This is a genomic window from Janthinobacterium sp. SUN128 (assembly GCF_030587275.1).
Lineage (GTDB): Bacteria > Pseudomonadota > Gammaproteobacteria > Burkholderiales > Burkholderiaceae_D > Janthinobacterium > Janthinobacterium lividum.
Genome location: NZ_JAPWHY010000001.1, coordinates 2,943,314 through 2,955,027, shown reverse-complemented (window position 1 = coordinate 2,955,027; position 11,714 = coordinate 2,943,314). Strand labels below are relative to the sequence as shown.

The window sequence follows — 11,714 nt, the reverse complement described above, 5'->3', positions numbered from 1 at the left end:
AACCTGCTTCCAATCGAATCCAATCTTATCATGACGAACCCAACTGTTTCTGCCAGTCTGTTTAGCGCCATCGAGATGGCCCCACGCGACCCGATCCTGGGCATCACCGAAGCATTTAACGCGGACCAGAATCCCGCCAAAATCAATCTGGGCGTTGGCGTCTATTATGACGACAACGGCAAGGTGCCTCTGTTAGCTTGCGTACGCAAGGCAGAAGCCATCCTGATCGAACAGGCGGCGCCACGCACCTATCTGCCGATCGAAGGCCTCGCTGCCTACGACAAGGCCGTGCAAGAACTCGTATTTGGCGCCGATAGCGCCGTAATTCAAGAGCGCCGCGCCGTGACCGTGCAAGCCATCGGCGGCACGGGCGCATTGAAGATCGGTGCCGACTTCCTGCAGCGCTTCGCGCCGGGGGCCCAGGTCTACATCAGCGACCCAAGCTGGGAAAACCACCGCGCGCTGTTTGAAAACGCCGGTTTCGTCGTGAATAACTACACCTACTACGATGCCGCCACCCATGGCGTGAACTTCGACGGCATGCTGGCCAGCCTGAACGCCATGCCAGCCGGCTCCATCGTCGTGCTGCACGCCTGCTGCCACAACCCGACCGGCGCCGACCTGAGCGTAGCCCAGTGGGATCAGATCATCAGCGTGGTGACCTCGCGCGGCCTGGTGCCGTTCCTGGACATGGCGTATCAAGGCTTCGCCAACGGTATCGCCGAAGATGGCGCCGTGGTGCGCCGCTTCGCCGACGCGGGCGGCCCGCTGCTGGTGTCGAACTCGTTCTCGAAATCGTTCTCGCTGTACGGCGAGCGCGTGGGCGCCCTGAGCGTCGTCGCCGCCAGCGCCGACGAAGCGGCCCGCCTGCTGTCGCAGCTGAAGCGCGTCGTGCGCACCAACTACTCGAACCCGCCAGTACACGGCGGCAAGGTGGTCGCCACCGTCCTGGCCACGCCGGAACTGCGCCAGCTGTGGGAAGAGGAACTGGCCGGCATGCGCGTGCGTATCCGCGAAATGCGCAATGCCTTCGTGGAAAAACTGAAAGCCAAGGCGCCAGGCCACGACTTCGAATTCGTGCGTCAGCAAATCGGCATGTTCTCGTACTCCGGTCTCACCAAGGAGCAGGTGGCGTCGCTGCGCGAGCAGTCGATCTACGCCGTCGACACGGGCCGTATTTGCGTGGCAGCATTGAATTCGCGCAATATCGACATCGTTATTGACGCGATCGCCAAAGTGCTTTAAGATCTTGCTTCTTCGGCGCTGCATGCAAGTGCGGCGCTGATGGCGGTAGAAAGTCGGCGATGGCCGTGTTTGTGTAGATGCAGTATCAGTCTTGCAAATATGGAACAAGCGACATATAATATTGCCTCTTTTCCCTGATAGCTCAGTTGGTAGAGCGACGGACTGTTAATCCGCAGGTCCCTGGTTCGAGTCCAGGTCGGGGAGCCAGAATTCGGAAGGCCACGTTGAAAAACGTGGCCTTTTTTGTTATTGCGCCGCCGGCATGGGCGCCAGGGCAAGATAAGATTTTCCCTATGGAAATCTGGACAGCGCCAAGTTTGGCCTATATAATACGGCCTCTTTTCCCTGATAGCTCAGTTGGTAGAGCGACGGACTGTTAATCCGCAGGTCCCTGGTTCGAGTCCAGGTCGGGGAGCCAGAACATCAGCAGTATCGAAAAGCCCAGCCTTCACCGGCTGGGCTTTTTGCATTTCAGCGCGCCGCGATTGGCGCAGGCAGGGTCTCGATGATCGCCTGCTGGAATTTTTCCGGTTCATCCTGGTGTATCTGATGTCCCGACTGTTCAAATAAAAACAGCCCCTTCCTTGGCGCCTGCAGTTGCTCAAAATAGTCTTGCGTGATGCGGGTGGAGGTCTGGATGTCGTTCTTGCCAACGAAGAAATAGATCGGGCAGTCGACTTTCTTCAGGGTCTTCGGCAAATCGATATGCATCACTTCGCTCCATACGGGCGACCAGGCTTTGGACCATTGCAGAAAGCCGGCCTTGAAGCCATCGCTGGTCGCAAAAGCCTTTCCTTCTTTATGGAAAAGCCATTTGCGCAAGTAGAACAGGTCTTCATCCTGTTGGAAGGGGATATGCACCTGCGCCAGTTCCTTGCTGGCGACGGCATCGTCCCGGAAATGCGTCTTCAAATGGGCCAGCAATTCCTTTTCGCTGGCCATCTGGCTGATGACGGGATTGACGGCGAAATACGCATGCAGCAGTTCCGGATGGCGCTCGACGATATGAAAACCCAGCACATTGCCCCAAGAACTGCCCAGCAGGTATATTTTTTCCTGCTTGAGCTCTTTTCGCAGAAACATGATGACCTGGTACGTGTCCTGCTTCATCTGCGCGACGGACGGCTGGCTTGGCGATGGATTGAGTTTCAGGGTTTGTCCCGCATCGCGCTGATCCCATTGCACCAGCGTAAATCTATTTTTCAGGATGCTGGTAAAGGCATCCGCATTCTTCATCATCGAGCTTCCGGGCCCGCCCGATAAGAAGAGAAGAACAGGCTTGTTGGAATCATCTGTTTTGATTTGCACAAACTGCCTGATTCCGCCGATGTCCGGTGTCAGCAGCGTGTCGATGGCAACTGCTTGTGCTTTGCATGCATACAATGGCAGCAAGGCGATGAATAGTATTGCCAGTAGCTTGTTTTTTGTCATGGGCTGATATGGATGGTTATCTACGGGTATGGGGTGTCCATGGGGGATATTATCCGAATAGCATGTTGCATATAGAAAATATTTGCGGCATGGCGGACCGCTGTCTGTGTGTTTTTCCATTTTGCGCTATCCTGAATGCAACCCCATAGGAGAGCTGCCACCATGACCTGTTCTATCCCGTTGCGCCATATCGTCCTGTGTGATTTTCTTGAGGACATTACACCGGCCAAGCATGCCGAGCTGGTCTATGAGTTTTCCCAGCTTAAACACCGCATCCCCGGTGTGCTGCAATTCGAATGGGGGCCGAACGTCAGCCCGGAAGGTCTCGATGACGGCTTTACCGATTGCTTCAGCTTGAGCTTTGCCGATACCGGCGCGCGCGACTCTTACCTGGCCCATGCCGCGCACCAGGCGTTTGTCGAGCTGCTCAAGCCATGGCTGGGCCGCGTACTGGTATTTGACTATCATCCGCAGGAAAATCCGGGCTGAATGGCGCCATACGTAATTTTTTTAGCGTAAATCTGGACAACTGAAAATTGGCGCTATAGAATGCGGCCTCTTTTCCCTGATAGCTCAGTTGGTAGAGCGACGGACTGTTAATCCGCAGGTCCCTGGTTCGAGTCCAGGTCGGGGAGCCAGAACATCAGCAGTATCGAAAAGCCCAGCCTTGACGGTTGGGCTTTTTGCATTTCAGGGGTTGCTCGCTTGTGCGTGGCACATCATAGAGTCATCCTCATCATTTTCAATTTCCTGATCGCCAGAGCCCCGGTGCGAAAACGGCTGACGCTTGGCGAATTATTTATTATTAACTTAAGAATATTATTGATTTTTTAAGTTTCCAGCCTTAAGCTGATGACTTCAAGAAAAATAAATTTCTTGAATAAAATAAAAGGGATATTGGATTATGCGTAAGTTGACTGCTTTGGCTGGTGTAGCTGCACTGATTCTGGTTGCGCCTATGGCGCACGCTAACTTGTTGAGCAACGGCGGCTTCGAATCGAGCACGTTTAGCGGCCCGTTCGCTCAGATAAACAGCGGCGGGCGTCTGGGTGCCTGGAACGTGGACAGTGGCAGCGTCGACATCGTCAATCAATACTGGAAGCATGCGGAGGGCAATTACAGCCTGGATTTGAACGGCAATTCTGGCGGACGTATTTCGCAGTCTTTCGGCACCGTGATCGGACAGCAGTACAACGTCAGTTTCAGCCTGGCCGGCAATGCCGAAGGCGGAGGCAGCCTCAAGCTGGTGGATGTGGGCGTGACGGGCGTGCACAGCTTCACGTTTGACAGCACGGGCCGGTCTCCTTCCAACATGGGCTGGGTAAACGAAGGGTTCAGTTTTATTGCCACCGCGGCCAACAGCACCTTGTACTTTCAAGGGAATAACAAGAACAGCGTGTGGGGTGCGGCACTCGACAACGTTTCGGTCACGGCCGTGCCGGAACCATCGACCTATGCCATGCTGGCTGCCGGTCTGGGTCTGATGGGTTTCATGGCACGCCGCCGTCGCACGCAACGCGGTTAAGGAGCTTTTCCAGGCTGAGGTGCTGCCGCTCAACGCAGTGCAACAGTCGCCACGCAAAAAGCCCGGTCCTTCACCGGGCTTTTTTGCCTTTCACCGCGAGCGCCGATGGCACGCTGATGCAGCTTCAATTTCCTATGCGCAGCGCTTCCAGTGCCTGATAGTCTGCTTGTATCTGCTCCGCCGTGGCCGGCGGACTGCTTGCCGCATGCGGCGCATCGCCCTGGAATACCGTGCCATATTTCGCATGCACGCCGCCGCGTTCGCGCATCGCTTGCAGCTGTCCGGCGGTGGGGGCGATGCGAAAGCGGGGCAGCAAGTCGTCCAGTACCATGCCAGGCAATTGATTGTAGTTAATGAGCTGCAATTGGCCCGCGGCGGCGTGCGGCTGAGCGGCCTTAAACAGGCTGGACAGCACCACGCCCGCATAGCCATCATGGTCGCCCGGGGCTAGCTGGTGTGCGGGTAGCGGCAGCAGGGCCGGGTGCAGCATGCCGGGGATCATCTGCGGCCCCCGCTGGCGCTGGTGCGAGGCAAGCACGGCTTGCGGTTCGCGGTACAGGAACAGGCAGGGCGTATCGGGAAACGCCTGGCGCAGCAAGGCCAGGTTGTGGATGTGCCAGCAATCGAACTTGATGAAGAAATGCGTCTCCTCGCCCGTGCGGCGCTGGCCCAGTGCCAGGATGGCCTGGCGCAGCAGGGCGATGCTGTCGCCGCCCGTCATGCCATCGTGATGCAGGCGCAGCAGCGAGTCGATGACGGTTGGCTCGGACAGCACCACGCATTGCGGCAAGGTCGCCAGCAATTGCGTCAGCAGGGTCGAACCGCAGCGCGAGACGTGGAAGATGAAGGCATCGGGCGCCAGGCAGTCGCCTAGCGTGGCCAGCGCCGCCAGCGGCGTGTGGCAGATGCGGCGCTCATCCCAGGGCTGGCGCGCCAGGGTGTTGACAAAGAATGGTTCGCTGAACGGCTGCTGCCCCAGGTCGCGCCAGCAGAGGGATACCTCGCCCGTCTGCGCGTCGTGCCGCGCAAAGAGTGGATACCAGCGGCGCATGTCCATGCCCGTATGCCAGGGAACAACAGTACCCCTGGCCAGCAAGCCTTCCTGCTGGGTCAGGCCATGTCGGGCGCTCATGCCGCGTTCCCGGCGCCGTCGGCCAATGCCGCCAATTCCCTGGCCAGTGCCAGGCTGGCAGGCGAGGGCGACAATCGCAGCTGGGCGATGACGGCCCGCACATTGCCATCGTGGATGCCGGGGTCGCCATACTTGTGGGCCGCTTTCGGCACGAATCCCGCCGAGGCGAACAGCGCTTCGAGCCAGGCATTGGTGACGCAGTCGAGCACGAGGTGGATGCGCGGCGTCATGCCCCGGTTGTGCACCGCATGCAGGCAGCTGGCGTCCATGTACCAGGCGTGCCCAGCCGTGAAGTGGACAGTTTCGCCATCGATGGTAAACAGCACCTGCGGCGAAGTGTGGATGGGGATGTGGATGCGGATCAAGCCATCGGCCAGCGACGTGCCGGCGTCGCGGTGCGCGCGGATGATGGCGCCCGGCGCCAGCGCCATCAGGCGCGCGGCGCGGATCTCGCATGCGAAGCTGGCGAGCACTTCGCGCAGGCGGGGGCAGCGCGCCAGTTGCGGCGTGCCTGCGTAGGCGGCGCCGTCGACGGGCATGATGTTGTCGGCTGCACCGCCGGGCGAGCGCAGCGGCACGCAGCTCCAGCCCTGGTCGTAGGCGCCCGTATTGAAATGGCTGATCCACTCGTCCGCGGCGAACTGGTCGCTGTCGCCCTGCATGCGCACCACGTCGAAGTGCAGCGGCAGCTGCAGCCAGCTGCTGGGGATATGCTGTGCCGGCACTATGGCGCGCTCCATTCCAATTGCTCCTGCACCTCGTTTTCCCCGCGCCCGCGAAAGCCCAGCCGCTGGTACAGGGCGCGCGCGGCGGCGTTGCTTTTGTTGACGGCAAGGTGGATCTGCCATTGCTCCGCGCCCGCTTGCGCCTGCAGGCCGCGCAGCACGGCGCTGCCGGCGCCCTGGCCTTGCGCGGCGGGCAGGATGGCGATGTCGACCAGGTGCAGCACCTGATCCTGGCGGTCCAGGATCAGGCGGCCGATGGGGGTATCGCCGTGCTGCAGCACCAGGTACACGGCGTGCGGATACGCCTGGCGGTAGCCGTGGCTTTGCATGCGCTGCTGCATGGCGATCAGCTGTTCGATGACGGCGGGCGCGGCCGGCATCTGGCGCAAGTCGCCGCGTGTGGAACTGTACAGCGCGGCGGCAAAGCCATCGTCGTCGTCGCGCTGGACGCGCAACTGGTAGGGGGCGGGCAGGCTGGCGAGGACGAGGGTGAGGTCGGAAAGCGGCAAGGCGTGCATCGATGCTCCGGTAGGTGTTTGCGGCTGGAGATAAATTAACAGGCGTACAGTTATTTGCTATGCTGCCAATTTTTCCGCGTACTTGCAATCATTTCAAGGAAGCCGCCATGCATTCTGTCTTTATCCCGCCTTGCCAGTGGAGTCTCGCATGAATCCGGCACGCGCGGAACTGGCCGCCATCGCGGCTGCGCTGTGCGATCCGCAGCGTTCGCTGGCAAGCCTGGTCGGCGAAACGGTGCAGCTGCGCCAGCTCGTCGAACGCCATTCGCGCCTGTCCATGGACCGGCAGGACGGTTTGCGCGACGGCGAAAGCTTTCTTCCCAGCGGCTGGGCCATCTCTCCCGTGCAGGCGGGCCTGTGCGCGCGCGAGCCGTACCGCAGTGCCGCCTTCATCCAGGGCCTGGCCCTGGCCGTGCGCGAGCGCCTGGAGGTGAGCGGTGGCCGGCCGGTGCGCGTGCTGTATGCGGGCTGCGGACCGTTCGCCTTGCTGGCCCTGCCTGTGATGGCCGTGCTGGATGCGGATTTGGTGCAGTTTGTCATCCTCGACGTGCATGCCGAGACCCTGGCCTATGCGCGCGAACTGATTGCAAGCCTGGGCCTGGATAGCCATGTCACGGCATACATTTGCGCCGACGCGGCCGCCTACCGCATTGCTGGCGGCGCCATGCCGGACGTGATCGTCAGCGAAACCATGAATACGGCGCTGGGCAAGGAGCCGCAGGTGGCCATCCTGCGCAATCTGCACGCGCAAGCGCCTGCGGCGGCGCTGCTGCCGGCATCCGTCACCGTGCACCTGGGTCTGGACCGGCGCGCGCCTGGCGAGCCGTGCACCGACTGGGGCCGCGTGTTTGCCCTCGATGGTGACGCCTTGCGCGCCTGGCAGGGCAGGCAGGACGAGCAGGGCGACAGCTTGCCGGCCGCCAGCATCCGCCTGCCTGACGTGCTGGAGCAGGCGCCGCGCCTGCTGACGCGCATCCGCGTGCATGGCGACATCATCCTGGGCGACCATGACTGCAGCCTGAACCTGCCCCTGGCCCTGCCGGGCAAGCCGGCCCTGGCTGGCGGCAGCGTGCTCGACTTCCATTACCGCCTGGGCGGCCAGCCGGGAGTGGCGTTCAGCGTGCGCGACACGCCTGAATCCATCCAGGAATTGCACCAGCCAGTATCTCAGTCGTAATACTTCATTGGCAGACAATTTACTTCTGTAGGATAATATGGAACCGGTTCCATCTATGCGCAAATGCAATGTAGCGCAATCATCGAAGTCAATAAAACAACAAGTCTTGCGGGAGTCTCATGAACCATCCAGGCAGCGAACCATCTGCAACATCCGTTTCATCCCTTCCCCGCATCAGCCGCCGCCACGCCCTGATCGGCCTGGCCGCCTTGCTGGCGCAGGCAGGTTTCTGGAGCAATCCCCTGTCCGCCGCCATGCAGGCGCCGGCCAGCGCTCCGGCACCCGGCCTGGCGCCCGTCACGATGCTGTTCTACACCTTGTCGCAAACGATCACGGGCCACCGCGATTTGTCCGCCGACACGGCGGCGCGCATCGAGCAAGCCATGCGCACGAACGTGCCCGGCTTTGCCGAGCGCTTGCCGCAGCTGGGCGCGCTGCTCGTCACGGGCCAGGAAGCGAAAGCCCTGCTGGCGGCCGCTACCGCCGCGGACGCCGGCTTGCGCGAGCTGGCGCTGGGCATCGTTGCCGCCTGGTACACGGGCACTATCGCCGGCAACGCGGCGCAGGGCACGAAGTCCATCGTCGTCGCGTATGCGGAAGCGTTGATGTACCGCACGGTGGCCGATGGCCAGGTCGTGCCGACCTATTGCAATTACGGCCCCCTGTGGTGGCTGAAGGCGCCGCCGGCCGTGCGCGTCTCCGCGCCCGTGGCGCCAAAACCCGTACCGGCCCCGGCCACCACCGGCACTCCCGAACCGAAAGGCAAGCAAGCAAAATGAAATCACCCCAATTCAAGAGTAATGGCGACGTCGCCGCCGATGTCGTCATCGTCGGTACTGGCGTCGTCGGCGCCATGATGGCCGACCAACTGGCCGCGCAGGGCCATTCCGTGATCATGCTGGAAGCGGGCCTGCGCATCGAGCGTGGCCAAGCCGTGGAAAACTGGCGCAACATGCCGTTCGAGAACCGCGTCGGCTCCGACTTCCAGGGGCTGTATCCGCAGGCCGACAACGCGCCCGCGCCGCTGTATTTCCCGAAGAATAACTACGTGGAATTGTCCGGCCCCAGCGGCAGCAGTTTCCAGCAGGGCTATCTGCGCACGGTGGGCGGCACGACCTGGCACTGGGCCGCGTCGTGCTGGCGCCATCTGCCGTCCGACATGCGCATGAAAAGCGATTACGGGGTGGGGCGCGACTGGGCCATTTCCTATGATGAGCTGGAACCGTACTATTGCCGCGCCGAGCAGGAAATGGGCGTGGCCGGCCCCAACGATCCTGCCTTGCAGTCGCCCAGCGAACGCAGCGCGCCGTACCCGATGGACATGGTGCCCTGGGGCTATGGCGACAAGCGCTTCGCCGAAGTGGTCAACCCGCACGGCTACCGCTCCGTGCCGATCCCGCAAGGCCGTTCGACGCGTCCATGGCAGGGCCGCCCGACGTGCTGCGGCAATAACAATTGCCAGCCGATCTGCCCCATCGGCGCCATGTACAACGGCATCCACCACGTGGAGCGGGCCGAGTTGAAGGGCGCGGGCGTGCTGGCCGAGGCCGTCGTCTACCGCATCGAAACGGACCAGAACAACCGCGTGACGGCCGTGCACTGGTATGACGCGAAGAAACAGTCGCATATGGCGACGGGCAAGGCTTTCGTGATTGCCTGCAACGGCATTGAAACACCGCGTTTGCTGCTGCTGGCGGCCAACCAGAACAATCCGAACGGCATCGCCAACAGTTCCGATCAAGTCGGCCGCAACATGATGGACCACTCGGGTTTCCACTGTACATTCCTCGCCAATGAACCGATCTGGACGGGCCGTGGTCCTGCGCAGAGCAGCTGCCTGGTGGGCCCGCGCGACGGTGCCTTCCGCGCGCAGTATTCGGCCAACAAGATGATCCTGAACAATATCACCCGCGTCGGACCCGCTACGCAGCAGTCGTTAAAGCTGGGCCTGGTGGGCAAGGACCTCGACGATGAAATCCGCCGCCGCGCCGCGTTTGGCGTGGACTTGTCGATCAGCCTGGAACCGCTGCCCGAGGCGCATAACCGTTTGACCTTGAGCAAGACGCGCAAGGACCCGCTGGGCCTGGCCTGTCCCGACATTTACTATGACGTGGGCGATTACGTGCGCAATGGCGCGAAGGCCGCGCATGCGCAGCTCGAGCACATCGGCAAGCTGTTCGGCGCCGTGGAATTCCATATCACCGACAGCCTGAACGCGAACAACCACATCATGGGCGGCGTCATCATGGGCAGTAACCGTGCCGATTCTGTGGTCGACGGCAATTGCCGCGCGCACGACCACGCCAACCTGTGGCTGCCGGGCGGCGGCGCCATGCCGTCGGCCAGCGTGGTCAACACCACCCTCAGCATGGCCGCGCTCGGCTTGCGCGCGGCCGACGACATTGCCCGCACCCTGGCAAGGGAGGCAGCATGATGCGCCGTTTATTACTGAGCCTGGCGCTGGCGGCCGGCTTGCCGCTGGCCGCCCACGCTGTGCCACCGGCACCGCCTGTCACCCTGACGCCGGACCGCCCGGCCGCGCCTGCCGCCGCCAGTCCCGATGCGCGCCTGGAGCGGGGCCGCTACCTGGCCATCGCGGCCGATTGCATGGCTTGCCATACGGCAGCGGGCGGCAAGCCGTATGCGGGTGGCTACGCCATCGATTCGCCGCTGGGCACGATCTACGCGACGAACATCACGCCGTCGAAACAAGGCGGCATCGGCCACTACACGGAAGCCGACTTTGCGCGCGCGCTGCGGGAAGGCGTGCGCGCCGACGGCAGCCATCTGTATCCGGCCATGCCCTACACCAGCTATGCGCAGCTGACGGATGCGGACGTGGGCGACCTGTATTATTACTTCATGCAGGCCGTCAAGCCCGTCGACGAGCCGGCGCGCCAGACGGCCCTGCCATTCCCGTTCAATGTGCGCTTGTCGATGCTGGGCTGGAATACCTTGTTCCTTGACAATAAACGCTTCGTGCCGGACCCGGCGAAGAGCGCGCAGATCAACCGCGGCGCCTACCTGGCCGAAGGCCTGGCGCACTGCAGCGCCTGCCACACGCCGCGCAACGCGCTGATGGCGGAAATCGGCAGCCAGACCCTGGCCGGCGCGTCGCTTGGTTCCTGGCATGCGCCGAACATCACGTCCGACAAGGTCAGCGGCATCGGCGCGTGGACGGATGCGGAACTCACGGCCTACCTGAAGACGGGCCATGTGGAAGGCAAGGGGCAGGCGGCGGGCGGCATGGCCGAAGCCATCCAGAACAGCCTGCAATTTTTGCGCGACGACGACGTGGCGGCCATCGTGGCCTGGCTGCGCACAGTGCCACCCGTGCGCGCGCCGGGCCAGACGAAAGCTGCCTTCAGCCATGGCAGCGCCGCCAGCGAAGAGCCGCTGCTGCGCGGCATGGCCGGGTCCACCGAGCACCATTCGCTCAACAGTGGCGCCGTGCTGTTTTCCGGCTACTGCGCCAGCTGCCATTCGGCCAGCGGCGCCGGCAGCACGGGCCAGGCCTATCCCGCCCTGTTCCACAACACGGCGACGGGCGGCAATACGCCGGCCAATCTGGTCTCGGCCATGCTGTTTGGCGTCGAGCGCAAGATCGAAGGGGAAGAACACGAAGCGTTCATGCCCCGTTTCGACCAGCGCTCCTACGTGCAGCCATTGACGGATGAGCAGATCGCCTCGATCGCCAATTGCGTATTGAAACAGTACGGCAACCCGGATGTGTCCGTCACGCCCGCGTATGTGGCGCAGGCGCGCAGCGGCGGCGAGAAGCCCGTGCTGGCGCGTGCGCAACCGTTCATGCTACCGGGCGGCATCGTGGGAATCTTGCTGCTGATCGCGCTGTTCGTTTGGCTGCGCCGGCGCCGCCAGCGCAAGGGATAAGGGTAGAAGCGACGCCGCAGCGGCGGCGAATATGAACGTTGGGCGCAACTTGCAGTAAAATGCAGGCTGA

11 protein-coding genes and 3 tRNA genes are annotated in these 11,714 nt (G+C 62.2%); 10 read left to right on the top strand and 4 right to left on the bottom strand.

The window, feature by feature from the left end; genetic code table 11:
- Positions 1-30: 30 nt before the first annotated feature.
- The 3 genes from O3297_RS13425 (at position 31) to O3297_RS13415 (ending at position 1,663) form a co-directional block, all read left to right on the top strand.
- Positions 31-1,245: an amino acid aminotransferase gene (locus O3297_RS13425; protein WP_180278725.1), complete on the top strand. Its 1,215-nt coding sequence runs from the start codon at positions 31-33 to the stop codon at positions 1,243-1,245.
- Between the two features lie 131 nt (positions 1,246-1,376).
- Positions 1,377-1,452 (top strand) — tRNA-Asn (locus O3297_RS13420).
- Between the two features lie 135 nt (positions 1,453-1,587).
- Positions 1,588-1,663: transfer RNA gene (locus tag O3297_RS13415), tRNA-Asn, on the top strand.
- 53 nt (positions 1,664-1,716) lie between these two features.
- Here O3297_RS13415 and O3297_RS13410 read toward each other — a convergent pair.
- Entirely contained in the window at positions 1,717-2,796 is a 1,080-nt protein-coding gene (locus O3297_RS13410; protein WP_305048919.1) for an alpha/beta fold hydrolase, read from the bottom strand.
- 42 nt (positions 2,797-2,838) lie between these two features.
- Here O3297_RS13410 and O3297_RS13405 point away from each other — a divergent pair, with 42 nt between their 5' ends.
- From O3297_RS13405 to O3297_RS13395, 3 genes are all read left to right on the top strand, one after another.
- Positions 2,839-3,165, top strand: coding sequence for a Dabb family protein (locus O3297_RS13405; protein ID WP_151096550.1), 327 nt, complete (start codon positions 2,839-2,841; stop codon positions 3,163-3,165).
- A 73-nt stretch (positions 3,166-3,238) separates the two neighbouring features.
- Positions 3,239-3,314 (top strand) — tRNA-Asn (locus O3297_RS13400).
- A 266-nt stretch (positions 3,315-3,580) separates the two neighbouring features.
- The gene (locus O3297_RS13395) at positions 3,581-4,201 is read left to right on the top strand and encodes a choice-of-anchor C family PEP-CTERM protein (RefSeq protein WP_151097864.1); all 621 of its coding nucleotides are present in this window, start codon (positions 3,581-3,583) and stop codon (positions 4,199-4,201) included.
- A 124-nt stretch (positions 4,202-4,325) separates the two neighbouring features.
- Here O3297_RS13395 and O3297_RS13390 read toward each other — a convergent pair whose 3' ends face one another.
- From O3297_RS13390 to O3297_RS13380, 3 genes are read right to left on the bottom strand one after another with little or no spacing between them, the layout of a single operon-like run.
- Positions 4,326-5,333 (bottom strand): sulfotransferase, encoded by a 1,008-nt coding sequence (locus tag O3297_RS13390; RefSeq protein WP_151096549.1) that lies wholly within the window; start codon positions 5,331-5,333, stop codon positions 4,326-4,328.
- A complete protein-coding gene (locus tag O3297_RS13385) occupies positions 5,330-6,073 on the bottom strand; it encodes an aspartyl/asparaginyl beta-hydroxylase domain-containing protein (protein WP_151096548.1) in 744 nt (247 codons plus the stop codon). Before O3297_RS13385 ends, O3297_RS13390 begins: the two co-directional genes overlap by 4 nt.
- Complete coding sequence (locus O3297_RS13380; RefSeq protein WP_151096547.1) at positions 6,058-6,576, bottom strand: GNAT family N-acetyltransferase; 519 nt, start codon at positions 6,574-6,576, stop codon at positions 6,058-6,060. The genes O3297_RS13385 and O3297_RS13380 overlap by 16 nt, the downstream gene beginning before the upstream one ends.
- Positions 6,577-6,724: 148 nt before the next feature.
- Between O3297_RS13380 and O3297_RS13375 the strand changes: the two genes are divergently transcribed.
- The 4 genes from O3297_RS13375 to O3297_RS13360 all read left to right on the top strand — a co-directional run bounded on the left by O3297_RS13375 (position 6,725) and on the right by O3297_RS13360 (position 11,644).
- Positions 6,725-7,753: a hypothetical protein gene (locus tag O3297_RS13375; protein ID WP_305048918.1), complete on the top strand. Its 1,029-nt coding sequence runs from the start codon at positions 6,725-6,727 to the stop codon at positions 7,751-7,753.
- A gap of 119 nt (positions 7,754-7,872) precedes the next feature.
- Complete coding sequence (locus O3297_RS13370) at positions 7,873-8,532, top strand: sugar dehydrogenase complex small subunit (protein ID WP_305048917.1); 660 nt, start codon at positions 7,873-7,875, stop codon at positions 8,530-8,532.
- Positions 8,529-10,187 (top strand): GMC family oxidoreductase, encoded by a 1,659-nt coding sequence (locus O3297_RS13365; protein ID WP_305048916.1) that lies wholly within the window; start codon positions 8,529-8,531, stop codon positions 10,185-10,187. Before O3297_RS13370 ends, O3297_RS13365 begins: the two co-directional genes overlap by 4 nt.
- Complete coding sequence (locus tag O3297_RS13360) at positions 10,184-11,644, top strand: cytochrome c (RefSeq protein ID WP_305048915.1); 1,461 nt, start codon at positions 10,184-10,186, stop codon at positions 11,642-11,644. The genes O3297_RS13365 and O3297_RS13360 overlap by 4 nt, the downstream gene beginning before the upstream one ends.
- Positions 11,645-11,714: the final 70 nt, after the last annotated feature.